This is a genomic window from Streptomyces sp. BE20, assembly GCF_036322525.1.
Lineage (GTDB): Bacteria > Actinomycetota > Actinomycetes > Streptomycetales > Streptomycetaceae > Kitasatospora.
In genome coordinates this window covers 26,173-50,064 of sequence record NZ_JAQYWW010000943.1, presented here as the reverse complement: position 1 = coordinate 50,064, position 23,892 = coordinate 26,173, and the positions used below count along the sequence as shown (strand labels likewise).

23 protein-coding genes are annotated in these 23,892 nt (G+C 74.3%); 15 read left to right on the top strand and 8 right to left on the bottom strand.

The annotated features are described in order from the left end of the window. From PUR61_RS23630 to PUR61_RS23600, 7 genes are all read left to right on the top strand, one after another. Positions 1–1,779 (top strand): alpha/beta fold hydrolase (locus PUR61_RS23630; RefSeq protein ID WP_329881376.1); only part of this gene is annotated, 1,779 nt, incomplete at its 5' end. Beyond that, entirely contained in the window at positions 1,776–2,531 is a 756-nt protein-coding gene (locus PUR61_RS23625) for a thioesterase II family protein (RefSeq protein ID WP_329881375.1), read from the top strand. The genes PUR61_RS23630 and PUR61_RS23625, both read left to right, overlap by 4 nt. Before the next feature lie 9 nt (positions 2,532–2,540). Continuing rightward, positions 2,541–3,596 (top strand): sulfotransferase, encoded by a 1,056-nt coding sequence (locus PUR61_RS23620; RefSeq protein WP_329881374.1) that lies wholly within the window; start codon positions 2,541–2,543, stop codon positions 3,594–3,596. A gap of 151 nt (positions 3,597–3,747) precedes the next feature. Further along, positions 3,748–3,975 (top strand): hypothetical protein, encoded by a 228-nt coding sequence (locus PUR61_RS23615; protein WP_329881373.1) that lies wholly within the window; start codon positions 3,748–3,750, stop codon positions 3,973–3,975. A 34-nt stretch (positions 3,976–4,009) separates the two neighbouring features. Then, entirely contained in the window at positions 4,010–5,356 is a 1,347-nt protein-coding gene (gene ccrA / locus PUR61_RS23610; protein ID WP_329881372.1) for a crotonyl-CoA carboxylase/reductase, read from the top strand. Positions 5,357–5,358: 2 nt separating this feature from the next. After that, positions 5,359–6,348 carry a 3-oxoacyl-ACP synthase III family protein gene (locus tag PUR61_RS23605; protein WP_329881371.1) on the top strand — a complete coding sequence of 330 codons (990 nt, stop codon included), beginning with the start codon at positions 5,359–5,361 and terminating at the stop codon, positions 6,346–6,348. Positions 6,349–6,583: 235 nt separating this feature from the next. Continuing rightward, positions 6,584–8,602 carry a SpoIIE family protein phosphatase gene (locus PUR61_RS23600; protein ID WP_329881370.1) on the top strand — a complete coding sequence of 673 codons (2,019 nt, stop codon included), beginning with the start codon at positions 6,584–6,586 and terminating at the stop codon, positions 8,600–8,602. Positions 8,603–8,670: 68 nt separating this feature from the next. Here PUR61_RS23600 and PUR61_RS23595 read toward each other — a convergent pair whose 3' ends face one another. After that, positions 8,671–9,414: an SOS response-associated peptidase gene (locus tag PUR61_RS23595; protein ID WP_329881369.1), complete on the bottom strand. Its 744-nt coding sequence runs from the start codon at positions 9,412–9,414 to the stop codon at positions 8,671–8,673. A 357-nt stretch (positions 9,415–9,771) separates the two neighbouring features. Here PUR61_RS23595 and PUR61_RS23590 point away from each other — a divergent pair, with 357 nt between their 5' ends. Together PUR61_RS23590 and PUR61_RS23585 are read left to right on the top strand one after the other, a co-directional pair. Continuing rightward, entirely contained in the window at positions 9,772–10,260 is a 489-nt protein-coding gene (locus PUR61_RS23590; RefSeq protein WP_329881368.1) for a hypothetical protein, read from the top strand. Positions 10,261–10,502: 242 nt separating this feature from the next. Then, positions 10,503–11,390, top strand: a complete 888-nt coding sequence (locus PUR61_RS23585; protein ID WP_329881367.1) for a DUF4394 domain-containing protein — start codon at positions 10,503–10,505, stop codon at positions 11,388–11,390. A gap of 197 nt (positions 11,391–11,587) precedes the next feature. On the opposite strand, the gene PUR61_RS23580 is transcribed toward PUR61_RS23585, so the two are convergent. Together PUR61_RS23580 and sigK are read right to left on the bottom strand one after the other, a co-directional pair. Next, positions 11,588–12,370 carry an anti-sigma factor gene (locus PUR61_RS23580; RefSeq protein WP_329881366.1) on the bottom strand — a complete coding sequence of 261 codons (783 nt, stop codon included), beginning with the start codon at positions 12,368–12,370 and terminating at the stop codon, positions 11,588–11,590. Next, positions 12,367–12,951, bottom strand: coding sequence for an ECF RNA polymerase sigma factor SigK (gene sigK / locus PUR61_RS23575; protein ID WP_329881365.1), 585 nt, complete (start codon positions 12,949–12,951; stop codon positions 12,367–12,369). Before sigK ends, PUR61_RS23580 begins: the two co-directional genes overlap by 4 nt. Before the next feature lie 459 nt (positions 12,952–13,410). On the opposite strand from sigK, the gene PUR61_RS23570 reads away from it, so the two are divergent. Together PUR61_RS23570 and PUR61_RS23565 are read left to right on the top strand one after the other, a co-directional pair. Beyond that, entirely contained in the window at positions 13,411–13,824 is a 414-nt protein-coding gene (locus PUR61_RS23570) for a hypothetical protein (RefSeq protein WP_329881364.1), read from the top strand. A 259-nt stretch (positions 13,825–14,083) separates the two neighbouring features. Then, entirely contained in the window at positions 14,084–14,539 is a 456-nt protein-coding gene (locus PUR61_RS23565; protein ID WP_329881363.1) for an ATP-binding protein, read from the top strand. Between the two features lie 125 nt (positions 14,540–14,664). Here PUR61_RS23565 and PUR61_RS23560 read toward each other — a convergent pair whose 3' ends face one another. After that, positions 14,665–15,774 (bottom strand): HoxN/HupN/NixA family nickel/cobalt transporter, encoded by a 1,110-nt coding sequence (locus PUR61_RS23560; protein ID WP_329881362.1) that lies wholly within the window; start codon positions 15,772–15,774, stop codon positions 14,665–14,667. 378 nt (positions 15,775–16,152) lie between these two features. Here PUR61_RS23560 and PUR61_RS23555 point away from each other — a divergent pair, with 378 nt between their 5' ends. Further along, positions 16,153–16,485 carry an ArsR/SmtB family transcription factor gene (locus tag PUR61_RS23555; protein ID WP_329881361.1) on the top strand — a complete coding sequence of 111 codons (333 nt, stop codon included), beginning with the start codon at positions 16,153–16,155 and terminating at the stop codon, positions 16,483–16,485. Between the two features lie 45 nt (positions 16,486–16,530). Here PUR61_RS23555 and PUR61_RS23550 read toward each other — a convergent pair whose 3' ends face one another. The 3 genes from PUR61_RS23550 to PUR61_RS23540 form a co-directional block, all read right to left on the bottom strand. Next, positions 16,531–17,208, bottom strand: a complete 678-nt coding sequence (locus PUR61_RS23550) for a hypothetical protein (protein WP_329881360.1) — start codon at positions 17,206–17,208, stop codon at positions 16,531–16,533. Positions 17,209–17,454: 246 nt separating this feature from the next. After that, positions 17,455–19,518 (bottom strand): galactose-binding domain-containing protein, encoded by a 2,064-nt coding sequence (locus PUR61_RS23545; RefSeq protein WP_329881359.1) that lies wholly within the window; start codon positions 19,516–19,518, stop codon positions 17,455–17,457. Between the two features lie 236 nt (positions 19,519–19,754). Then, positions 19,755–19,979, bottom strand: a complete 225-nt coding sequence (locus PUR61_RS23540) for a hypothetical protein (RefSeq protein WP_329881358.1) — start codon at positions 19,977–19,979, stop codon at positions 19,755–19,757. Between the two features lie 198 nt (positions 19,980–20,177). Between PUR61_RS23540 and PUR61_RS23535 the strand changes: the two genes are divergently transcribed. Then, positions 20,178–21,413: a GNAT family N-acetyltransferase gene (locus tag PUR61_RS23535; protein ID WP_329881357.1), complete on the top strand. Its 1,236-nt coding sequence runs from the start codon at positions 20,178–20,180 to the stop codon at positions 21,411–21,413. 93 nt (positions 21,414–21,506) lie between these two features. Here the strand turns inward: PUR61_RS23535 and PUR61_RS23530 are convergent, their stop codons facing one another. Beyond that, positions 21,507–21,644, bottom strand: coding sequence for a hypothetical protein (locus PUR61_RS23530; protein WP_329881356.1), 138 nt, complete (start codon positions 21,642–21,644; stop codon positions 21,507–21,509). Between the two features lie 53 nt (positions 21,645–21,697). On the opposite strand from PUR61_RS23530, the gene PUR61_RS23525 reads away from it, so the two are divergent. Then, positions 21,698–21,931: a hypothetical protein gene (locus tag PUR61_RS23525; RefSeq protein WP_329881355.1), complete on the top strand. Its 234-nt coding sequence runs from the start codon at positions 21,698–21,700 to the stop codon at positions 21,929–21,931. A gap of 106 nt (positions 21,932–22,037) precedes the next feature. Then, a complete protein-coding gene (locus tag PUR61_RS23520) occupies positions 22,038–23,810 on the top strand; it encodes an oleate hydratase (protein ID WP_329881354.1) in 1,773 nt (590 codons plus the stop codon). Positions 23,811–23,892: the final 82 nt, after the last annotated feature.

Below are 23,892 nucleotides of genomic sequence, written 5' to 3'. Positions count from 1 at the left end.
GTGACGGCGGTGATCCACGCCGCCGGTGTGCTGGACGACGCGCTCCTCGCCGATCTGACGCCCGAGCGCCTCGACGCGGTGCTGCGCTCCAAGGTCGACGCCGCGCGCAACCTCGCCGCCGCGACGGAGGGCAGGACGCTCAGTGCCTTCGTCCTCTACTCCTCGGTGGCCGGCGTCGTCGGCAACCCGGGCCAGGCCAACTACGCCGCCGCCAACACGTTCCTGGACGCGTACGCGACCCAGCTGCGCGCGCAGGGAGTCCCGGCGACGTCGCTCGCCTGGGGCCTGTGGGGCGCGGGCATGGGTGAGAGCCTCACCGACGCCGAGCGGCGGCGGCTGCGCCAGGGCGGAGTCCTCCCACTCACCGACGAGCAGGGACTCGCCGCCCTCGACGCCGCGCTCGCCGAGGGACGTCCGCTCGTCGTCCCGGTCTCCCTGGACCTGGCCGGACTCCGTGCCGCCGGGGCCGCCGGGGCGCTCCCCGAGATCCTGGCCGGGCTCGCCCCGGCGGGCCGGTCCGGGGGAGGTGTGCCGGACCGGTCCGCGCTCGCGGCCTTCCAGCGCCGGCTGGCGCAACTGCCCGCCGACGAGCGGCGGGAGGCGCTGGCCGACCTGGTCGCCCGGCAGGCCGCTGTCGTCCTCGCCCACACCGGGTCCGACACCCTCGACCCGCACCGGCCCTTCCTGGAGGCCGGATTCGATTCGCTCACGTCGGTGGAGCTGCGCAACCGGCTCGGCGCGGCCACCGGACTGCGGCTGCCGACCACGCTGCTGTTCGACCACCCCACCCCCGATGCCCTCGTGGCCCACCTCGCCGGGCAGTTCGCGCCCGGCGACGGGGACCGGCCCGCGCCGGAGGAGGCCGCCGGCACCCTCGGCACGCTGTTCCGGGAAGCCTCCGCCACCGGGCGCAGCGGCGACTTCTTCGGCCTGCTGGTCGCCGCGTCGGAGTTCCGCCCGGCCTTCCGGACGAGTCGCGAGCTGCCCGCGCCGGTTCCGGTGGTGCGGCTGGCCGGGGGCACGGACGCGCCCGGCCTCGTCTGCCTGCCCTCGATCCTGGCCATCTCCGGCCCGCACCAGTACGTCCGGTTCGCCGGCGCCCTGCGCGGCCGGCGGGACGTCGCGGCCGTCGCCGCGCCCGGGTTCGGCCGTGGCGAGCCACTGCCGGCGACGGTGGAGGCGGTGGTCTCGGCGCAGGCCGAGGCGATCCTGGCGCACACCGGCGAATCGCCGATCGCGCTGGTCGGACACTCCTCGGGCGGCATGCTCGCGCACGCGGTGGCCGCCGAACTGGAGCGTGCCGGCGCGGCCGTGGACGCGCTGGTGCTCATCGACATCTACTCGCACGACGTCGAGGCGCTCGCGGGCATCCAGCCGGTCCTCAGCGCCGGCATGATCGAGCGGGAGGACGGCTACGTCCCGATGGACGACACCCGGCTGACCGCGATGGGCGGCTACGTCCGGCTGTTCCACGGGTGGCAGCCGACCCCGATCCGGGCCCGCACGCTGCTCGTCCGGGCCACCGAGCCCATGTTCGGCTGGTCGCGCGACGGTGACTGGCGCTCGTCGTGGACGCTGCCGCACAGCACGGTGGACACCCCCGGCAACCACTTCTCGGTCATGGAGGAGCACGCCGCGACCACGGCACGGGCGGTCGACGACTGGCTCGCCGCGTCGGCCGGATCCCCCGCAGCCCCCGGTCCGTCCTCCTCCGCTCCCGTTTCCTCCTTCTCCTCCACGCCCTCGTCCCCTCTCGAACCGAAAGCCTCCTCCCGATGACCAACGTCGAGTACGACAACCCGTGGGTCCGCCGGTTCCACCACGAACCGAGCGAGGTCACCCTGGTCTGCTTCCCGCACGCCGGTGGATCGGCCAGCTTCTTCTACCCGGTCTCCGACGCGATGCAGTCGACCGTCCAGGTGGTGGCGCTGCAGTACCCGGGCCGGCAGGACCGGCGGCACGAGCGGCCGCTGACCACCGTCGCCGAGCTGGCCGACGAGGCCTTCGCCGCGCTGCGCCCGCTGATGGACCGCCCGCTGGCGTTCTTCGGCCACAGCATGGGCGCCACCGTGGCGTTCGAGGTCGCCGTGCGGATGAAGCGCGAGCAGCTCGAAGCCCCCGTCACGCTGTTCGCCTCGGGCCGCCGCGCCCCCTCCCGGCACCGCGACGAGAACGTGCACAAGCTCGGCGACGACGAGATCGTCGCGGAGCTGAAGACCCTCAGCGGCACCGATGCCCGCATCCTCGGTGACCTGGAGCTGCTGCGGATGATCCTGCCGGCGATCCGCAGCGACTACACGGCCGCCGAGACCTACCGGTACCGGCCCGGACCGGTGCTCGACTGCCCGATCATCGCGCTGACCGGCGACAGCGACCCGAAGGTGACCCTGGACGAGGCCGGCGCGTGGGCCGACCACACCACCGGGGAGTTCGAGCTGCGCTCCTTCGAGGGCGGCCACTTCTACCTCGCCAAGCACCAGCGTGCGGTGATCAACCTGATCAGCGACCAGCTGCTCTCCCTCTCGCTCTGAGGACGGTCCATGACTCCGACGTTCGTCATCAGTACCGGCCGGTGCGGGTCGACGCTGGTCTCCCGGATGCTGCGCGCCCACCCCGAGGTGCTCAGCCTGAGCGAGCTCTTCAGCACCGTGCGCAGCCGTGGCTACCTCGACGGGGCCCCGGACGGCGCGCAGTTCTGGCGGATGCTCAGCGAGCCCGAGCCGACCATGGACATCATGGTCGCCGAGGGACTCAAGGTCTCCGAACTGATCTACCCGTACGGGACCGGGCGGTTCGACCCGGTCGAGGGTGTCCCGGCGATCTGCCACATGACGCTGCCGATGCTCTCCGACGACCCGGACGCGCTCCACGACGAGCTGGCCGGGGAGGTGCCGGGCTGGCCGGCCCGTCCGATCGCGGACCAGTACCGGGCGCTCTTCGCCCACCTGGCCGAACGCTTCGACCGGCCGGTTCCCGTGGAGCGGTCCGGAGGGTCGCTGGGGATGCTGCCCGCGCTGCGGGCGCAGTTCCCCGAGGCCAGGTTCGTCTACCTCACCCGGGACGGTGCCGACTCGGCGCTGTCGATGAGCCGGCACCCCGGGTTCCGGCAGATGCTGCTGGGCCAGGAGGCCGCCCGGATCGCCGGGGTCGCCTCCCCGGGGGAGCTGGGGGAGGCCCAGTTCCGGCTGCTCCCGGAGGAGTTGGGCCGGTTGCTGGCGCTCCCGTCGGAACTGCCGCGGCTGATGCGCCGGGACATCCCGGTCACCGCGTTCGGTGCGCTGTGGTCCACGATGGTCAGCGAGGGCGCCGACGAACTGCTGCGGCTGCCCTCCGAGGAGTGGACCATGATCTCCTACGAGGCCCTGGTCGCGGACGCCCCGGCGGAGCTGACCCGGTTGGCCGGGTTCCTGGGTGTGCCGGCGTCCTCCGCATGGCTGGCGGAGGCCGCCCGGCTGGTGGACCCGGGGCGGCGGGCCGCCTCGGCCCGGCTGGACCCGCGGCTGCTGGCCGCCCTGCGGCGCTCCTGCGCACCCGGCGAGGCCGCCGACGCGGCCCTCGCGGCGGCGGCGGGTGTGACGCTCGTACCCGCCGCGTGAGCGGTCCCGGGGCGCCGGCGGCCGTCCCGTCCGGCGGCGCCCCGGGTCCCACGGAAGGCGTCGGACCCGTAGGGGCGACGCTGGGGTGTGAACGGGCACGGTCGGCCCCAAGGATCGGGGTGGGGAGCACGGCAAGCGGGGGGAGAGCCGGATGCACACGCCGACCGGGACGGCGACGTCCACCCGGTGGCCCGGTGCCGGCGTCGCGCCGGCCCTGCGCGGGCGGTCCTCCGGCGAACCGTCCGGCCGTCCGCACCGCCCCGGGGCCGCCGGCGCCGGCCGCGAGGGCGCACCGGTCCGGCCCGGCGCGGCCTCCCCCTTCCCGGTGCCGGCCGTCGGCGACGTCGGTGACGCCGCCGCGTTCGACGCCACCGGCTGACCGCACACCCGTTCGCGAACGCGAGGACTCTTCCATGGATATCTTGGCCGAAGCGGTGCTCTCCGGTGCCTCCCCGGAGGAACTCGGCGCGCTCCCGCTGCCCGATCTGTTCCCCGCGGCGCACCTGCGGGCCTCGGACGTCGGGATCTTCGACGGCGACGCCGACCCCGACGTCCGGCGGTCGCTGCACGTCGGCCCGGTGCCGATGCCCCGGCTGGCCCCGGACGAGGTGGTCGTCGCGGTGATGGCCAGCTCGATCAACTACAACACCGTGTGGTCGGCGATGTTCAAGCCGATCTCGACGTTCACGGCGCTGAACCGGCTCGCCCGGCAGGGCGGATACGCGGCCCGCCACGACCTGCCGCACCAGATCGTCGGTTCGGACGCCGCCGGCGTGGTGGTCCGGGTCGGCGACGGCGTGCGGCACTGGAACGTCGGCGACCACGTCATGGTCAGCCCGGCCTACGTCGACGACCAGGAGCCGGGCGCGCACGACGACGGCATGATGGGCCCCGGCGGGCGGGCCTGGGGCTACGAGACCAACTTCGGCGGCCTGGCCCACTACACGGTCGCGCGGGCCAGCCAGCTGGTGCCCAAGCCGCCGCACCTGACCTGGGAGGAGGCCGCCTCGATCACGCTGTGCGCGGGCACCGCCTACCGCATGCTGGTCGGCCACCACGGCGCGCAGATCAAGCAGGGCGACGTCGTGCTGGTCTGGGGCGCGACCGGCGGCCTGGGCGGGTTCGCCGTGCAGATGGTCAAGAACGGCGGCGGCATCGCGGTCGGGGTGGTGAGCTCCGACCGGAAGGCGCAGATCCTCCGCGAGCAGGGCTGCGACGTGATCATCGACCGGCGCGAGATCGGCATGGGCGACGACTCGGACGGCACGGCGGACGCGATCGAGTACGGCAAGCGGCTCGGCCGCAGGATCCGGGCCGAGCTCGGGGAGGACCCCAGGGTCGCCTTCGACTACGTCGGCCGGGCCACGTTCGGCACCTCGGTGCACGTCGTGCGGCGCGGCGGCATCGTCGTCACCTGCGGGTCGAGCACCGGCTACCAGCACCAGTACGACAACCGCTACCTGTGGATGAACCTCAAGCGGGTGATCGGCAGTCACATCGCCAACCTTCAGGAGCAGTTCGACACCGCCAGGCTGTTCCGGCAGGGCGGCCTGGTGCCGATCCTCACCGACGTCTTCCCCCTCGAGGAGACCGGCGAGGCGCTGCGCCTGGTGCAGACCAACCGGCACATCGGCAAGGTCGGCGTGCTCTGCCTGGCGCCCGCGGAGGGCCTGGGGGTGACCGACCCGGACGCCCGCGCACGGATCGGCGCCGAGCGGCTCACCTCCTGGCGCCGGTACGCGTCGACGGCGCGGGTGTGACGATGGGCGGGACCGGGATCCTGGCCACCGGGTCGTACGTCCCCGAGCGGATCGTGACCGGCGCCGACATCGCCGGGCCGGCCGGTGTCACCCCGGAGTGGATCGAGCGGAAGACGCGGATCGCCGCCCGCCGCTACGCCGCACCGGACCAGGCCACCTCGGACCTGGCGGCCGAGGCCGCGGCACGGACGCTCCGGCAGGCGGGGCTGCCGGCCTCGGCGCTGCGCTACCTCATCGTCTCCACCTCGACGCCCGACTCGCCGCAGCCGCCCACCTCGCACCTGGTGCAGGACGCACTCGGCGCGCACGGCGCCGCGTGCTTCGACATCAACGTCGTCTGCAGCGGCTTCGTCTACGGCCTGGCTCTGGCCCGGGCCCTGGTGGCCCAGGAGCCCGGCGCGTACGCGCTGGTGGTCGCCGCCGACGTGTACTCGCGGATCCTGGACCCCACCGACCGCAGGACGGTGGTGCTGTTCGGTGACGGCGCCGGGGCGGCGCTGGTCGGTGCCGTGCCGGAGGGCGGTTTCGTGGACGTGGAGCTGACCGGGCACGGGCACGCGCACGGGCTGATCGGGGTGGAGGCCGGCGGCAGCCGGCACCCGGCCACGCACGACACCGTCGAGAACGGCGGCCACTTCTTCCGGATGAAGGGCCGGGCCGTCCGGGACTTCGCCGTGGAGCACGTTCCCGGAGCGGTCCGGACGCTGGTCGAGCGCACCGGCCACCGGTTGGCCGACGTCGACCACTTCGTGCCGCACCAGGCGAACGGCGTGCTGCTGGGCGAGCTGGTGACCCTGGCCGGCCTGGACCACGCGCACACGCACCGGACGCTGGAGCGGTACGGCAACACCGGCAGCGCGTCGGTGGCCCTGGCCCTCGACGAGGCCCACCGGGGCGGCCACCTGCGCGCGGGCGACCTGGTGCTGCTCGCCGGGTTCGGCGGCGGCATGTCGCTCGGCGCGGCCCTGCTGAGGTGGACGGCCACGGGGTGACCGCCCGGCGGCGCCCCGGCCCCGACCCGGGGCGCCGTCACCCGCGGTGACCGCGCGAGGCGGCGCCTTGGATGCGGAGTGCGGCCCATCGGTGGTTCCATTGCATCGGAACCTGCCGACCGAACGGCGGTCCCGCCTGCCGCCGACACCGGGCCTGAGTGTCCTGCCGTCGTCCGTCGTCCGTCGTCCGTCGTCCGTCGTCCGTCGTCCGGAAACCGGAAAGGGGCCGTCACGGGTGTTCGAGCCGCAGTTGACCCCGGAGGTCTTCGACCGGGCGATCGTGGCGATCGCGCTGACGGCCGGCCGGGAACACCGCCTGGTCTACCGCAACGACGCCTTCCGTGACCTGTTCGGCCCCCGGCCGCTCGGCGTGCCCGTCGGCGAGCTGTTCACCGAACCGCAGGAGGAGGGACTCGTCGACACCCTCGACCTCGTCCTCGCCGACACCACCGCCCGACAGGTCACCACCCCGCGCACCCTGGAGGGCTCCGGCGACGGGGAGCGCGAGCACCGGCACTTCGTCTACAGCTGCTCGCCGGTCGCCTCCCGTTTCGGCCCCGGCGTCCTCGTCGCCGCCATCGACACCACCGGGCAGGTGCACTCCGCCCAGCGCGCCCAGCGCCTGTCGACGGAACGCCTGCACGCCCTCCAGCGCTACGAGGCCCTCGTCTCGGCCGTCTCCCAGCTGGTGTGGACCGCCCAGCCGGACGGCGCGATGACCGAGCTGGTCCCCGGCTGGGAGCGGCTGACCGGGCACCCCTGGCGCGACACCATGGACGAGGCCTGGATGTCGTTGGTCCACCCCAACGACCGCGCCGGCCTGCGGGAACGCTGGATGGAGGCGGAGGCCGGTGAGCCTGCCATGTTCGAACACACCTACCGGCTGCGCTTCGCCTCCGGCGAGTACCGCCACATCACCGCCCGCGGCGTCCCGATCGTGCGCGAGGGCGAGCTCGTGGAGTGGGTCGGTGCGACCGCCGACGTCGAGGACCGCTGGCGCACCCGGCTGCGCGAACGGCTCCTCGCCGACACCATGGCCGTCACCGAGAGCGTGGGACCGGAGGACGCCTTCGCGGCCGTCGCGGGGCTGGTGGTGCCCGAGCTCACGGACGCCTGCACCGTGTTCCTGCTCTCCGAACGGGGCCACGGGGCGACGACCGGCACCCGCATCGCCTCCACCTCCCGCGCGGGACTGCCCCCGCTGCCCCCGCTCCGGGGGCAGACGTTCCGGCTCGGACCCGTGGCCCTGCGCGCGGTCGCCGACCGCACCCCGGCCCTGCTGACCTTCCCGCCGGGCGAGATCCCCGCCGGCGTGGTGCCCGAGGAGTCCGCGCGCTGGCTGGCCGCCGCCGGCGCCACCAGCCTCACCCTGCTGCCCCTGGTCATCGACGGCACCCCTGCCGCCCTCGCCGCGGCCGCCACCTGCCAGGGCTCGCCCCCGCCGGGCCGGGGCGACATCGACCTCCTCCAGGAAGTCCTCCAGCGCGCACAGGGCGCGCTGGGCCAGACCCTGGAGCTCCAGCGCACCCGCCACGCCGCGCTGATCCTCCAGCGGGCCCTGCTCACCGAGCCGCCGGCCGTCCCCGGCGCCCGGCTCGCCGCCCGCTACCAGCCGGGCAACCGCACCGCCGAGGTCGGCGGCGACTGGTACGACGCCTTCCTCCTGCCCGACGGGTCCCTCACCCTGACCATCGGGGACGTCGCCGGCCACGACCTCACCGCCGCCACCACGATGGGCCAGTTCCGCAGCATGCTGCGCTCGGTCGCCTACAACGCGACGCCCGGGCACACGCCCGCCGACACCCTGTCCGCGCTCGACCGGGCCGCCGAGGGCCTCGGCATCGGCTCCTTCGCCACCGCGGTCCACGTCCAGCTCACCCGCTCCGGCCGGGGCTGGTTCGCGGCCTGGTCCAACGCCGGACACCCGCCCCCGCTGCTGCTGCCCGCCGACGGCCCGGCCCGCTACCTCACGTCGGACCTGACGGACGTGCCGCTCTGCGTGGCCCCCGCCGAGGAGCGCCGGACCCACCGGGCCGGCCTCGCCGCCGGTGACACCCTGATCCTCTACACGGACGGACTCGTCGAAGTCCCCGGTGAGCACCTGACCACGGGCCTGGACCGGCTCGCGCACACGGCCGGCCGGGCGCGCGACCGTCCGTTGGACGATCTGTGCGACCACCTGCTCGCCCAGGTCCCCGACGCCCGCGACGACATCGCCCTCCTGGCCTTCCGTCCCGACGTCCCGCCCGCCTGACCGCCCCCGCCTGACCGCCCCGGTCCGACGCGCCACCGGTCGCGCCGCCGGAACCGCAGGCCCGGCCGCTACCCGGCGAGGCCGAGCGGGTCCGGCACCTCGTCCAGCAGCTGCGGGCCGTCGGAGCGGACGCTGTTCACCGCGGTGGAGACGGCGCGGACGGTGAGGTCGCCGCCGCCCGGGGTGTGCAGCAGGTGGTGGAGCTCGTCGGGATCCGTGGTCGCGGGGTCGAGCCAGGTCGCGAGGTCGGCGGTGGCGATGGTCAGCGGCATCCGGTCGTGGATCCGGCCGGCGCTGTCGGTGGCGTCCCGGGTGACGACGGTCGCGGTGGCCAGCCACGCGGCCGGGTCGTCCTCGGGCACCGCCGGGTCGCGCCAGAACTCGTACAGGCCGGCCATCAGCATCGGTTCCCCGGTGGTGAGGAAGTACGGCTGCTTGTACGCCTTGCGGCCCTCGCCCGCCGGGACGGGCCGCCACTCGAAGTAGCCGTCGGCCGGGATCACGCAGCGCCGCTCGGCGAAGGCCTTCCGGTAGGCCGGCTTCTCGTGGACGGTCTCCGACCGCGCGTTGATCATCCGCGCGCCGCCGGACGCGTCCTTCGACCAGGACGGCACCAGACCCCAGCGCACCGGGCGCACCTGCCGCACCAGCTCACCGGACTCCCGGTCGAGGCGCTCCAGCACGGCCGCCACCGGGTCGGTCGGTGCGACGTTCCAGTTCGGGGCGAGGGTTTCGGCGGGGTCCCAGCGCATCTCCCCGAGCAGGGCGACCAGGTCGACGGGAGTCGTGGTGGAAACGAAGCGTCCGCACATGGGTCCACGATGTCATGCGACGGAAGCCGGGACCCGGCGCGGGTGCCCGCCGGGCGGATACCGGGGCCGGTCGGGGGCGCCGGAAGTGCGCGGCGCGGTCCGGCGGCGCGGCGCTGTCCTGCCGGCCGTACCGTGGACGGCCCGGTGCGAGGTCCTTCCCGCGCCCCGGCGGATCCCGGCCCACTGGTCCCGGAGGTGGCGCAGGCCGCACCCCGCGGCGGCCGGACGGGCCCTCGGCCGTGGGGACCCGACCGATGCGCGGGGCCGCCGCCCGGCTGCGATGCCGGGGAAGATCCTCCGCTCCGGCGGGCGCAGCGCCCGGGACCGGGCGGAGTGACGCGCGGGTGGAGGTCCCCGATGGCGAAACTCGTCGAGGTCGTCCTGGAGGAGTTCTACGCCGAGACCGGCGGGTTCGGATCCGACGATTACGTGGAGGTGTCGGGCGGGCTCCGGGGAGTGACCTACAACAAGGTCCTGATGACCGGCGGAGCCGTCACGGCGGTGGAGATGGCACGGCACGACGTGTTCACCTTCCCGGAGGGCCCCCTCCGCCTCTTCCGGGGCGGAGCCACGCCCGTCGACGCGGGGATGCGGATCGCCCTGTCCGTCGGGGAGAACCTCGATCCCTCGGAACCGAAGTACTTCGGCTACTTCCTCGACTTCGGCGGGGAGCTGTTCGCGGAGGACATCGCACCGCTGTCCCTGGGCGAGTCCTTCGGGACGATCTCCAGCGCGGACGTCACGCAGCCCGGCCTGGCCCGGCACCAGGACGTGACCTTCGCGCACGAGGGCGCGGGAATCGCCGTACAGGCCCGCTTCCGGCTGGCGGTGGTCCACTACTTCTAGGCCCTCCCCGCGCTCCGGGCGCACCCGGGGCGCGGTGCCCCTGGGCCGGGGCGCGACGCCCCGGCAGCGGAGTGTTCGCACACCGAGGGCCGCCGGACTGGTCGGGTCACGGGTTTCACCCCGACCCGGCCTCCTCCCGGGTGAACCACGGCCGCGCCGAGCGGCGGGAGCGGCCGACGCCGTGCGTTGCTGGGTGGCGGGCCCCCACCCCGGGGGCCCGCCACCCACCGGAGGAAGCACCCATGCGCAACCGTCTGGCGGCAGCCGTCGCCACCGCCCTCACCGCCGCCTCGCTCGGCCTGACCTTCGCCCCCGGCGCCACCGCGCTGACCCCCGCCGACGCCAAGGGCGGGGAGAAACTCCACGCCATCGGCCTCACCGCCGACCAGACACTCGTGGACTTCCCGGTCACCCACCCCGACCGGGTCCGCACCGTCGGGGCGGTCACCGGTCTCACGGGCGACGCGAGGATCGTCGGCATCGACTACCGCGTGCAGAACGGCCTGCTCTACGGGGTCGGTGACCAGGGCGGCATCTACACCCTCGACGACACCAGCGGCTGCGCCACCAAGGTCTCCCAGCTGACCGTCCCGCTCCAGGGCGCCTTCTTCGGAGTGGACTTCAACCCCGCCGCCAACCGGCTGCGGGTCATCTCGGACACCGGCCAGAACCTGCGCCACAACCTCGACGACCCGGCGGGCACCCCGGCGGCCGGCACCACCGTCGCCGACGGCACGCTGACCAACCCGGCCGTCCCCCCGGCGACCACCGGCACCACCGCGCTCGGCGTCACCGCGGCGGCCTACACCAACAACGACCTCGACCCGGCCACCGCCACCACGCTCTTCGACCTCGACACCACCCTCAACCGGACGGTCCTGCAGTCGCCGGCCAACGCCGGGACCCTCGCCCCGACCGGTGCGCTGGGCGTCGACCCCGCCGTCGACGCGGGCTTCGACATCTACTACTCGACCGGGCAGGGCACCAACCACGGCTACGCCGCGCTCGAGGTCGGCGGCACCCGGTCGCTCTACCGGGTCGACGTCCTGACCGGACGGGCCACCGCGCTCGGTGCGTTCGCGGCCGGCTCGGCCGTCACGGATCTGGCCCTGCCGATCGCCCAGGACTGACCTCCGCCCACGGGTGCCGCCTGACGGGTGACGCCGACGGGTGACGCCGGACGGGTGACGGGTGCGTCGACGGCACGGTCGACGTACGCGTCACCCGTCGAACACCGGGGAGGACAGGTGTGTGAAGGACGGGGGGAGAGAAGGCCGTCACGGTGGCGCGACCGGCTCCCGGCCCCGGCGCGCGGCGCCCGCGGCGGTCAGGCGAGGCGGACGACGAGCAGGGGGTCGGTGGTCGGTGCGGGGGAGCCGCCGAGGGGTTCCGCCGTGACGGCGACGGCCTTCGCGCCGTCCAGCGGACCGGCGAGCACCACGGTGCCGCGGGACTGCGGGAGCAGACCGGCCGGCCGCGGTTCGTCGTCGACGTACCAGAGTTCGTAGACGCGATCGGGCGGGAGGGGGGCCAGCCCCGTGGTGAGGAAGGCGGCCTGGTTGCGGTCCGCGGACCAGACGACGGTGCCGCTCCCCTCGTCGGAGCCGGTGGTGCTGCTACGGGCGTCGGGGGCGGTGACCAGCGCGGCGACCTCCTGGAGTTCGGTCCGCTGGTGTGCGGCGGCCGTGCGGGCCCGTTCGGCCTGGTCGTGCTGCTGCACGGCGACCCCGCCGAGGGTGGCGGTGAGCGCGAGGCAGGCGGCCAGGACGAGCTCGCGCGCGCGGCGGCGCGGGCGGCGGGGCGCCGGTACGGACGGGGCCGGTTCGTGGCCCGGCTCCGGGGGTGCCGGTGGACGCGGGTCCGGGGTGCGGCGCGCCGGAGGGAGTTGGCGGATCCCGGTGACGGCGGTCATCGCGCGCGCCTCCATGCCGTCCGGCAGGGGCACGGCGTCGGCGGCGGCGAACCGGGCCAGGGTGTCGGCGAACTCCGCGGCCTCCTGGACGCAGGACGGGCAGGCGGCCAGGTGCGTCTCGAAGAGCGCGGCCTCGGCGGGTTCGAGGGCGTGGAGGGCGTGGGCGCCCCCGAGGGTGTGGGAGTCGTGCGCGGTCATGAGCCGGCCCCCAGACAGTCGCGCAGGCGGACGAGTCCGTCGCGCATCCGGGTCTTGACGGTGCTCAGCGGGGCTTCGAGGAGGTCGGCGACCTCCGGGTAGGTCAGCCCGCGGTAGTAGGCCAGGACGAGTGACTGGCGCTGGAGTTCGGTGAGCCGGCCCAGGCAGCGGCGCACGCGCTCACGCTCCAGCCGGTTCTCGATCTGCTCCGCTACCTCGTCGAAGGCGCGTTCCTGGAGGTGGGCGGCGGCCTTCTCCTCGCGTGAGGACTCGGCCTGGGAGCGCCGGACGCGGTCGACGGCGCGGTGGTGGGCCATGGTCATCACCCAGGCCAGGACGCCGCCGCGGTCGGGGCGGTAGCGGGCGGCGGAGCGCCAGACCTCCAGCATCACCTCCTGCGCGACCTCCTCGGACTGGGCCGGATCGCGCAGGACGCGGCGCACCATGCCGAGGACCTGGCCGGCCAGGGCCCGGTAGAGCGTGCGGTAGGCGTCGTGGTCGCCGACGGCTGTGCGGGCCACCAGCTCCCGCAGTCGCCGGTCCGCGGCGGTGGGGCCGGGCAGTGCTAGCGGCTCGGACACCGTGGCTCCCTTCGTCGCCGGAGCCGGGGCGGCACGGACGGCGCCCGGGTACGGCTGCGTCCGTGCCGTCGCTCACCCCGGCGGTTCCGACTCGCACGGCCCGGCGAACGGTCGCACGCCGGGCGCGGGGGCTCTCACGCGCGCCCGCACTGGTGATTCGTGACCGACGGGCCCCGCGGACTGGTCTCCCGGCAGGAATCACCCGGGCGGGTCGACCGCGGGTCGGCCGCGGCCGGGGGCGGGGTGCGGGGTCCCCTGTCCGCCGGGCGGGTCGCCAGTGCTTCCTTTACCGGTGAAAAGTAGAACATTCCCCCACAATTTATGCCCGCGTGACCCGTCCGGCGCCCGGTCCCGTGCGAATCAGTGGCAGAGAACAAGTTCCGGCGTCCGCCCGTCAGAGCACCCGAACAGTGCGGCGGGAAGGGCCGGATGACATCGGATCAGGAAGGAGGACGGGCCATGCGCGCAACACGGACCAGGAAGTCGCTGGCCGTCGCCGCCACCTGCGTGATGCTCGGCGGCGGCGCAGCGGTCGCCACGTCCGCCGGTGCGGCCTCGGCCGCCTCGGCGAGTACCGTCCGGACGACCGACCACGGCGACCGGCAGCACCAGGACCACCGGCAGCACCAGGATCACCGGCAGTGCCGCTGGTACCCGGCGCACTGGGAGAACAAGCTGGTGCCCGGCCACTCGGAGCCGGTCCGGCAGTCCGGCCACTGGCACAACGAGTGGCACCCGGGCTGGTGGGACAACCACCACCACTGGCACGACGGCTCCTGGCACAAGGTGTGGCACAAGGCCGGTTGGGAGAACAAGTGGACCCCGGCGCACTGGGAGCGCGTCTGGGTGTCCGCCGGCTGGCACTGCCGCTGAACGGCACCGCCGTACGACACCGCCGTCGGCTGCCGTCAGGCCGCCGCAGGCCCCGCCACCAGGTCCTCGCCACCGGGCCCGCCGGCCGTGCACCGTGTCCCCACGGCGTACGGTCGGCGACGGGTCGGACGGGCGGTCGGGGCGTCGCCCCGCCCCCGTTCCGGTCCCCGCGCCCGTTCCCGCCGCCGGACCCGGACCCCTCACCTCCGGACCACCGGCCGGGCCGCCGCCCGGCCGGCTCCCGAAAGGCCGTCAGGCCATGGACACCGTCGCACCCCTGTCCGCCCCCGCCCGGATCCCACCGCCGGCGTGGACCGATTCCTTCCCCGGCCGGCCCTCCGGCGTCGCGGAGGTCCGCGCGCAGGCCCGGGCCTTCCTCGCCCGCAGCCGCGTCCCGCCCGCGCTGTACGAGGACACCCTGCTGGTCGTCAGCGAACTCGTCACCAACGCCGTCCGTCACACCGGCGGCCCCGGGAACGTCCGCCTGAGCAGCGACGCTTCGGGGATCGCCGTCACCGTGAGTGACACCAGCCGCCTCCTGCCCGTGCCGCGACCGGCGGAACCGGGCGTCGCCACGAGCGGTCTCGGACTGGGCCTGGTCGCGGCTCTCTGCGACTGCCTCTACACCACCCTCGGCCCCGGCGGCGGCAAGACCGTGCACGCGCACCTGCCGGCCCCGGTCGCCGGGCCCGCCGGGCCCGGCGCCCGGACGTGACCTCCGCACGGAGCGCTGCGCCCCGTCCGCCCCGCCGGAAGCACGGCGCCCCCGGGCCGCCACCACGCGGTGGCGGCCCGGGGGCGCGCGTCGGCCGGGTACCGGGGCCGGCCGGGGTGCTCGGCTCAGCCGGTCTTCTCGACCCGGGCGGCCCAGCGCTGCTCGACGTTGCTGATGCGCCAGTAGCCGAGGGCGCAGGCCCAGACCACGACGAACAGTCCGACGATGACGTAGCCGACGTTGTCGAGACTGATCTCGGCGATCCAGGTACTGACCGGGTCGGTGAGGTCGAGTTTCTCGTGCAGGACGGAGACCAGCTCGATGGTGCCGATCAGGAAGGCGACGGCGATGGAGAGGCCGGTGATGGTGAGGTTGTAGTAGACCTTGCGCACGGGGTTGGAGAACGCCCAGTGGTAGGCGAAGTTCATGAAGGTGCCGTCGAGGGTGTCGAACAGGCTCATGCCGCAGGCGAAGAGCAGCGGCAGGCAGAGGATGGCGTACCAGGGCAGGCCGGAGGCGGCGCCGGATCCGGCCATCACCATCAGGGCGACCTCGGTCGCGGTGTCGAAGCCGAGGCCGAAGAGCACGCCCAGCGGGTACATCTGGCCGGGGCGGGTGATGGACTTGGTGAGGCGGCCGAGGATCCGGTTCATGAAGCCGCGCTCGTCGAGGTGCTTCTCCAGCTGCCGCTCGTCGAACTGCCCGGCCCGCATGGCCTTGTAGACCTTGTAGATGCCGGCGAGCGCGAACAGGTTGAGCGCCGCGATCAGGTAGAGGAAGGTCCCGGAGACGCTGGTGCCGATCACGCCGAGCACACCGTGGACGCTGGATTCCTCGTCGACGAGGGTGCCGGCGAACTGGGCGCCGCCGGCGACCAGGGCGGCCATCGCCATGACGATGCTGGAGTGGCCGAGCGCGAACCAGAAGCCGACCGAGATCGGGCGCTGCCCGTCCGCCATCAGCTTGCGGGTGGTGTTGTCGATGGCGGCGATGTGGTCGGCGTCGAAGGCGTGCCGCATGCCGAGGGTGTAGGCGGTGACGCCGAGTCCGACGCCGAAGACCTGGGTGCCGACGGTGTAGTCGTTGGGCGCGACCAGCAGGAACAGCGTGCCGAAGGCGACCACGTGCATGGCGGCGATGACGCCCAGCAGGACCGCGGTGCGGACGGTGTCCCGGCGCTGCCAGCGGGGCGGCTGGGCGAGTGTCGTTCCGGGGGACTCATTGGTCAGGGACATGGGCGGGCAGCCTCTCCAGCTCCTCGATGGGGGGCACCCCCGGGTGAGGTCGGGGGAGTCGTGCACGCCGCGGCCGGTCTCCTGGCTCTGGGTGGACGGCTCCGCCCGCGTCCGGGCAGGGCCGAGCGCGTCCCTGACTCGTCTTCCCGGCGCCGTGCGGCACCGGTGACTGCCCGCGTGCGCGGACCCGGCAGGGACACTCCCCGTTCACAGTGGCGAGGGCCGCTCCGGACTGGCTCCCGAAGGAGCGTCACCGGTCTTCCCGAGCACCACGGCGGGACCACCGTAGGGGCATGCCGCACTTCTCGACAAGGTTGCGCAGTTGCGCATATGTTGCAATAACGCAACGTGGCGGCATGCGTACGAGTGGGGGACGGGGTGGCACGGGCGATCGACGACGCCGCGGCACGCGCGGCGGCCGAGGCCGTGGCCGGCCGGGACGGGCTGCGCCGGGCGGCGGCCCGGTTCGCGCTGCTGGCCGAACCGGGGCGGCTGGCCGTGCTGGTGGCCCTGCGCGCGGCCGGGCCGATCCCGGTCTCCGACCTCGCCCTCGCCTGCGGCGTGAGCCCCACCGCCGTCTCGCAGACCCTGCGCCTGCTGCGGGCGTCCGGCGCCGTCACCGCGGTGAAGGAGGGCCGGGTCGTCCGGTACGCACTGGCCGACGAGGCGCTGGGGCACCTCCTCGACGAGGTGCCCCGCGCCGGCGCCTGACGAGCGCCCGGTGACGGGCGGCCGACGGCCGCCCGCCCGGTGGCCTCAGCCGGTGAGCTGGCCCGGTCGGCCCGGCACCCAGAGCGGGGCGGGACCGTCCTGCCGCATGAACCGGGCCGCGTGCTCCTCCAGACACGCGGCCGTAGCCCCCGGGTCGTCGTCGCTCAGCTCGCCCAGGGCGCCCGCGGCGCACCGGGCGCAGGCCAGCACGAGCGCGAGCGTGTCCTGGCGGCGGTGCCGCCCGCGGACGTACGCCTCGCACCGTTCGGCGATGCGCGTGCGGTGGAGTTCCCGCTCGGTCTCGGCGCCGTGGCCGGCGGACGCGGCCTGGACGCCGTGCCAGACGAGGGCGAAGGCGTCGGGTTCGGCCGGGTGGGAGGCGTCGTCCCGCCGGGCCCGCTCGCGGGCCTCGGCGGCCTGCCGGCCCAGCCGGTCGAGCGCCGCCGGCCCGTCCCCGTCGTGCGCCTGGAGGACCAGCTCGGCCGCCCGGTGCACCACCGACCGCAGGACGGCCTCCGCGGGCACCCGCAGCCCGGGCGCCGCCGGGTCGGCGAAGGCCAGCCAGGCGTCCGCGAACGAGGCCGCCCGCATCTGCCACAGCCAGGGCCGGGTGCCGGCCCCGCCGCCCCGCCGCTCCTCGGCCGCAAGCCGGATCAGGCCCGCCGCGGCGAGCTCCGCCGCACCCTCGTCCGGCCGGAGACCGAACAGTCGTCCACTCCTCAACACGCACCCCCGCGTCAGTGACCATCACCTGGTGACGGCACATCCCACCACATCGGAACGCGGACGAACCGGCCCGGGCCGCCGATGAGACCTACGACACGTGGCCGGTCGACTACACCGTGCACTCTCCGGGCGCCGTCGGCGGGCGGCGCCCCGGACGCCCCCGTCACCGTGGGTCACACGCGCCGCGACCGCCCCCCGCCGCGACGCGCTGCGGGAGGCGGCCGTGGCCGTGCTCCGGGACGGTCAGCCGCCGTAGACGCCGAGCTCGTGCAGCGAGTAGCCCCAGGAGGTGCCGCGCTGCAGGCCGTGGACGCGGACCTGGCGGGCCGGGACACCGGCGAACCGTGCCGTGTCGAGGCCGCCGTCACCGTCGGCGGTGGCCCAGACGGGCTGCCAGGTCGCGCCGTCGGTGGAGACCTCGATGCGGTAGGACCGTCCGAACGCGCGCTCCCAGTCCAGGGTGACCCGGCCGACCAGGGTGGTGGCCCCGAGGTCGATCCGCAGCCACTGGTCGTCGCTCCAGTCGCTCGCCCAGCGGGTGGCCGTGCTGCCGTCCACGGCCCGGCCGGGTGCGTAACTCGTGAACGGGTTCCACTCGCTGGAGCTGGCGGCGGCGGGTGCTCCCGCCGCCAGGTTCACGGTGGCCCGGTGCTGTTCGGCCGCGCCCCAGGTGGTGAGGTAGGACTCCGCGCCCCGGAAGAGGTCGTCCACCACGTCCTGGCCGCCGACCAGCCGGACGTCCTCCAGCCAGTCCGGGACGAGGCCGTCGTGGGCGGCGCCGTCGGTGTTGAGGTCCCAGGTACGGCTGCCGGTGGTCTGACGGTCGATCAGGGAGCCGCCGTCCGCGCTGCGGAACGGGTAGCGCACCGGGTTCGCGGTGTCCGCCCCGCGCGGGCCCGGCCAGCCGCCCACGCCGTTCATGTCGGTGCCGTAGCCGTACCCGACGCGGTACTTGTCGCGCAGTGCGTCGGTGCGCCCCGCCTCCGCGCTGAACCCCTCGGCGCCGTGCATGTACTGGGCGACGAAGCCGCCGAGCCGGTAGACCCGCTCGGTCCAGTCGAGGTCCATCCAGCTGTGCGAGGAGAGGACGCCGGGGTACGACTGCGATTCGAGGACGTCGAAGGCGCGGCCCGCCGCCTTGACGCTCATGTGGTCGACCTCCAGCATCATCTTGCGTTTCATCAGGCCGCGCACGGCGTACTCGCCGAGCTCGGTCAGGCCGCGGGTGTTGCACTGCGCGTCCCCGGCGTACGAGGGGACCGTCACGCCCGGCGGGAGCTGCTGCTGCACGGAGGCCGTCGCCGGGGCCAGGCCGATGGGGTTGTCGTGCTGCGGGCCGGCGCACCGCTCGGTCTGCCAGAAGGTGCCGGTCGACAGGAACTGGCCGGCGTTGATCGCCGTGCCGAGGCCGCCCTCGTCGAACCGCACCCCGCACAGCGCGTTGTCGAACTTGTGGCAGAGGAACATGCTGCGGACGCCGAGCCGGTGCAGCTCGTCCAGTCCCCGGTCGATGTCGTCGCGGCTGCACTGGGCGACGTCCAGGATCTGCTTGCAGCCGAACGGCTCCGAGGTCTCCACGCCGAGGACGACGGCCAGTTTGCCCTGGCGGACGACCTCGCGGGCCTGCGCGCTGTCGGTGACGATCCGGAACCAGCCCCTGCCCGGTCCGCCGTACATGCGGTCGACGTAGGCCTGGAGGTCGTACGTCTTCTGCGCCTGGAGGCGGATGGAGGTCATCTCGTCGCAGCTGCGGTCCTTGAAGAAGTAGACCGAGCAGATCACCCCGTTGGTGACCAGGTCGTTGACGAGGACCCGCTGGCCGCCGCGCCAGGCGCGTTCGACCCAGGCGTAGTAGTTCTGCTGGTGGGTCAGCGAGTCGTGGGCCGGCCAGTCGGCGAACGTCGGCCAGCCGGCGGGGTCGTGCCGGCCGTCGCCGCCCTTGGTGATGAGGTCGAAGAAGGCGAGCGACCCGTCGGGGTAGTGCTCGGGACAGTCCTTCAGGGCGTCCGCGACGCCGGCCTCCGAGAAGGTCTTGCCGCAGATGAGCCGGCCGCCGAAGGCCTCGTTGGACATCAGGTGGTTGTGCGCGTCGACGAAGCCGCGGACCCTGCCCTGGGCGTCGGTGCCCCGGAAGGGCTCGCCCGTGACGTCGATCCGGGAGTCGGGCGCCGGGCGGGAGACGGGCTCCCACCAGTCGGCGCCGCTCGCCGCTCCGGGCGCCGGGGAGGCGAGCATCGCGGCGGCGAGGGCGAGGAGGGAGATCAGCAGGGTGACGATTCGTGGCCGGGCGTGGGGGAGTCGGGTCATGGTCACCACTCAGTTCCGGACGAGCGGACGACGCGGTCGAAGGGCCGTCCGCTCGGAGCGCGAGAACCCCGCCGGATCGACTGTCATGTCCCGCGTACTCGGTGTGACGAGAATCGCCACTGTTGGAATCCGCGTCAATAGCTCGGGACGGAACGGGTGGACCGACGGCGGACGGCGGGCAGCCGGAAGGGTGCCCGGCCGGACGTCCCGGCGGGGCACCCTGCTGCCCGGCACGATCAGCCGGCGGTCGCCGCCATGCTCTCGCGCACCGTGACGAGGCACGGGTCGCAGTAACTGTCCGGCAGCCCGGGCTGCCCGTCGGAGCCGCCCGGCACGACGCGCTGACCCGGTTCCAGGAACCGGCCGCAGAGCGACTTCGACGCATCCTCCTTCGCCACGACGTGCCAGACCAGGGACGGCGGGTTCACCGCCGGATCGTGCTCGGCCCACATCTCGTACATGGCACCCTCCCGGAACAGTGGGGTCGGTCCCTCCATGCAATCCCCCGCGGCCCCGGTCGGCCATCGGAGGGGGCCCGGTGGGATGGCGGCACGCCCCGCCGTGCGGCGTTCGGGCGACGGCGCCCCCGTCCGGCCGCCCCGGAGCGGCGCCCGGAAACTCGATGGACGCGGCGGAGCGACGGGTGCAATAGTCCGGGCGTGACCGAGACCACAGGATCCTCCGTGTCCGTATCGCTGGCCGACGGCCTCGTCCTGCGGGAGGCGGGGCCGGCCGACCTGGAGCAGATCGGCGCGCTCCTCACCGAGCGCGGCGAGCCGGGGGACGCGCTGGACCACCGCCTGGTGGTCGACGACCCCGACGCCGGGTATCCGTCCTGCGCGGTGGTCGTCGACGGGGACCGGGTGGTCTCCACCGCGACGCTGCTCGACGAGGAGGTCCGCATCGGGAGCGTCCGGCTGCCCGCCGGCCAGGTCGAACTGGTCGCCACCGACTCCGCGTACGAGGGGCGGGGCCTGGTCCGGGCCCTCATGCGGTGGGCGCACGACCGGTCCGCCGCCCGGGGGCACCTCGTCCAGGTGATGATCGGGATTCCGTACTTCTACCGGTTGTTCGGCTACGAGTACGCCATCGACATACCGCGGACGCAGGTTGTGCGGAGCCTGCCGACCGGGGAGGGCGCGCCGCTGCTCCGTGCCGCCGGACCGGCCGACATCCCGGCCGTGACGGCGCTGCAGGACGCGGCACAGGCCGGGTTCGACGTCGCCGTCGCTCACCCGCAGGCGCGCTGGCGGTGGCTGCTGGAGCACGACGCCAGCAGCCTCCGCGTCCTCGAACGCGCCGGGTCGGTCGCGGCCGTCGGGCGGATCACGCCCCCGGGCGAGCAGATGCTGCTGGCCGAGGCCGCGGCGGTCGACGAGGCGGCGGCGCGGGAGCTGCTCCGCGCCGCCGCCGCCCTGGTGCCCGAGGGCGGGCTGCGGGTCGTCCACCGGGCCGGCACCGTGACCGCCGCCGCCTGGCAGGAGTTCCTCGACGACGGGCCGCGCCGCACGGCGGAGCAGTACTACGTCCGCATCCCGGACGTCGCGGTGCTGCTCGACCGCCTGCGGCCGCTGTTCCGGGAACGCCTCGCCGCGGCCGGCGTCGACCGCGTCGGCCGGGACGTCGTGATCTCCACCTTCGGCGCCCACTACCGGATCCCGGTCCTCGCGGACGGCCTCGGCGAGGTCGTCACCGGCGGCCCGATGCAGGGGCCCGGCCTTGCGAAGGGCGCCGGGGTGGCGCCCGACCAGCTCCCCGCGCTGCTGTTCGGCCCGCACGGCATCGAGGGGCTGGCCCGGATCCGCCCCGACGTCTACGGAACGGACGAGGAGCTGTTCCCGGTGCTGTTCCCGCCGCTCACGGCCGACTTCCTGAGCTACTACCTGCCGTACTGAGGCCCGGACCCGGGCGGTGTGCCGCCCGGACGTCCGCCCGGGGGCGCGTCGGACCGGACTCGCTGCTGCGGACCGGCGCGGGGCGCGCGGCGTCTACGCGACGACCCTGGTCGTCCAGGCGCTGGCGACCGCCGCCTTCGTCCTGGTGGACGCCTTCTGGCCGTTCGTCCTCGCGGTGTGCGCGGCCACCGGTGCCGAGGCAGCCGGACTGGCCGCGCGCAGCCCGCTCATCCGGCATCACGGCGGCGACCGGCCGCAGGAGATTCCGCGCCCACCTCCGCGCCGTGACCAACGTCGGCACCTCGCTCGGCGCCCTGTTGGCCGGCTGGACGGTCCAGGTGGGTACGGTGACCGCCTACCGGCTGCCGGTCCTCGGCAACGCGGTCGCCTTCGCGGCGTCCGCCGCGATCCTGCTGTTCCTGCCACCGGTCGCGCCGCCGCCGGCCGTCCGCTGGGCGCGGCGCGAGCAGCGGGCATCGGACGCCCGCGCACCGCGGCCCGAGAGCGCGGCCGTCTGACACCCGGGCCGCGACCGCCGTCCCGTCACCCGTTCGGTCCTGCCCGCGAGGCGGTGGGCACGTGCGCCACGAGTGAATGGAACGGCCAGCGAGCAAGGGAGTCGACGTGTACTACAGCAGTGGGAACTACGAGGCGTTCGCCCGCCCCCGCAAGCCGGACGGCGTGGAGCGGAAGAGTGCCTGGTTCGTCGGGGCGGGGCTGGCGTCGCTGGCCGGGGCCGCCTTCCTGATCCGGGACGGCCAGCTGCCGGGGGAGCGGATCACCGTCCTGGAGCGGCTGAAGCTCCCCGGGGGCGCGCTGGACGGTATCAAGGAGCCCGGCAAGGGCTTCGTGATCCGCGGCGGCCGGGAGCTGGAGGACCACATGGAGTGCCTCTGGGACCTCTTCCGCTCCGTCCCGTCGCTGGAGATCGAGGGCGCCTCCGTCCTCGACGAGTTCTACTGGCTCAACAAGGACGACCCGAACTTCTCGCTCCAGCGGGTGACCGAGCGGCGCGGCGAGGACGCCGGCACCGACGGGCTCTTCGCTCTCGACGACCGCGCGCAGAAGGACCTCGTGCGGATCTTCCTCACCACCCACGAGGAACTGGAGGGCAAACGGATCGACGAGGTGTTCGGGCGGGAGTTCCTGGAGAGCAACTTCTGGCTCTACTGGCGCACCATGTTCGCCTTCGAGGAGTGGCACGGCGCCCTGGAGATGAAGCTCTACCTCCACCGCTTCGTCCACCACGTCGGGGGACTGCCGGACCTGTCCGCACTGAAGTTCACCAAGTACAACCAGTACGAGTCGATGGTGCTCCCGCTGACCCGGTGGCTGCTGGACCAGGGCGTGGTCTTCCGCTTCGGGACCGAGGTCACCGACATCGACTTCGATCTCGCCCCGGGGCGCAAGCTGGCGACCAGGATCCACTGGACCGAGGCCGGGCGGCCGGGCGGCGTCGACCTCGGGGCGGACGACCTGGTCCTCACGACCATCGGCTCGCTCACCGAGAACTCCGACAACGGCGACCAGCACACTCCGGCCCGGCTCGACGAGGGCCCCGCCCCGGCCTGGGACCTGTGGCGCCGGATCGCCGCGAAGGACCCCTCCTTCGGGCACCCGGAGGTGTTCTGCGGCAACATCGCACAGAGCAAGTGGGAGTCGGCGACGGTCACCACCCTCGACCCGCGGATCCCGCGGTACATCCAGAAGGTCGCCAAGCGCGACCCGTTCTCCGGCGGTGTCGTCACCGGTGGCATCGTGACCGCCCGGGACTCCTCCTGGCTGCTCAGCTGGACGGTCAACCGGCAGCCGCACTTCAAGCAGCAGCCGGCGGACCGGATCGTGGTCTGGCTCTACTCGCTCTTCGTGGACCGGCCCGGCGACTTCGTCCGCAAGCCGATGCAGGAGTGCACGGGGGAGGAGATCACCCGGGAGTGGCTGTACCACCTGGGCGTCCCCGTGGAGGAGATTCCCGACCTCGCGGCCGAGGGCGCGCGGTGCGTGCCGGTGATGATGCCGTACGTGACGTCCTTCTTCCTTCCCCGCCGTGCCGGGGACCGGCCGGACGTGGTGCCGGAGGGCGCGGTCAACTTCGCCTTCATCGGCCAGTTCGCCGAGACGACCCGGGACACGATCTTCACCACCGAGTACTCCGTCCGCACCGGCATGGAGGCGGCCTACCGTCTCCTCGGCATCGAGCGCGGTGTGCCCGAGGTGTTCAACTCGACCTACGACCTGCGCAAGCTGCTCGCCGCGACGAGCCGGCTGCGCGACGGCGAGCAACTCGATCTTCCGGGGCCGGCGTTCGTGCGCAAGCACCTGCTGCACCGGCTGGACGCGACCGAAGTCGGCGCGTTGCTGGCCGAGTTCGGCCTGATCGCCGAGCCCGAGGAGTAGCCGGACCGGCCCGGGCGCGTCCTTGTCCGGCGTGGCCGACCGTACCCCTGCCGAACGGCGGGGGTACGGCGGTTTCGCGGCG

Bases quoted from the DNA above. Each gene is read 5' to 3' on its own strand.
- PUR61_RS23625 (WP_329881375.1), top strand. From the start codon at position 1,776: ATGACCAACGTCGAGTACGACAACCCGTGGGTCCGCCGGTTCCACCAC.
- PUR61_RS23620 (WP_329881374.1), top strand. From the start codon at position 2,541: ATGACTCCGACGTTCGTCATCAGTACCGGCCGGTGCGGGTCGACGCTG.
- PUR61_RS23615 (WP_329881373.1), top strand. From the start codon at position 3,748: ATGCACACGCCGACCGGGACGGCGACGTCCACCCGGTGGCCCGGTGCC.
- ccrA (WP_329881372.1), top strand. From the start codon at position 4,010: ATGGATATCTTGGCCGAAGCGGTGCTCTCCGGTGCCTCCCCGGAGGAA.
- PUR61_RS23605 (WP_329881371.1), top strand. From the start codon at position 5,359: ATGGGCGGGACCGGGATCCTGGCCACCGGGTCGTACGTCCCCGAGCGG.
- PUR61_RS23595 (WP_329881369.1), bottom strand. From the start codon at position 9,414: ATGTGCGGACGCTTCGTTTCCACCACGACTCCCGTCGACCTGGTCGCC.
- PUR61_RS23590 (WP_329881368.1), top strand. From the start codon at position 9,772: ATGGCGAAACTCGTCGAGGTCGTCCTGGAGGAGTTCTACGCCGAGACC.
- PUR61_RS23585 (WP_329881367.1), top strand. From the start codon at position 10,503: ATGCGCAACCGTCTGGCGGCAGCCGTCGCCACCGCCCTCACCGCCGCC.
- PUR61_RS23580 (WP_329881366.1), bottom strand. From the start codon at position 12,370: ATGACCGCGCACGACTCCCACACCCTCGGGGGCGCCCACGCCCTCCAC.
- PUR61_RS23570 (WP_329881364.1), top strand. From the start codon at position 13,411: ATGCGCGCAACACGGACCAGGAAGTCGCTGGCCGTCGCCGCCACCTGC.
- PUR61_RS23565 (WP_329881363.1), top strand. From the start codon at position 14,084: ATGGACACCGTCGCACCCCTGTCCGCCCCCGCCCGGATCCCACCGCCG.
- PUR61_RS23560 (WP_329881362.1), bottom strand. From the start codon at position 15,774: ATGTCCCTGACCAATGAGTCCCCCGGAACGACACTCGCCCAGCCGCCC.
- PUR61_RS23545 (WP_329881359.1), bottom strand. From the start codon at position 19,518: ATGACCCGACTCCCCCACGCCCGGCCACGAATCGTCACCCTGCTGATC.
- PUR61_RS23540 (WP_329881358.1), bottom strand. From the start codon at position 19,979: ATGTACGAGATGTGGGCCGAGCACGATCCGGCGGTGAACCCGCCGTCC.
- PUR61_RS23530 (WP_329881356.1), bottom strand. From the start codon at position 21,644: ATGAGCGGGCTGCGCGCGGCCAGTCCGGCTGCCTCGGCACCGGTGGCC.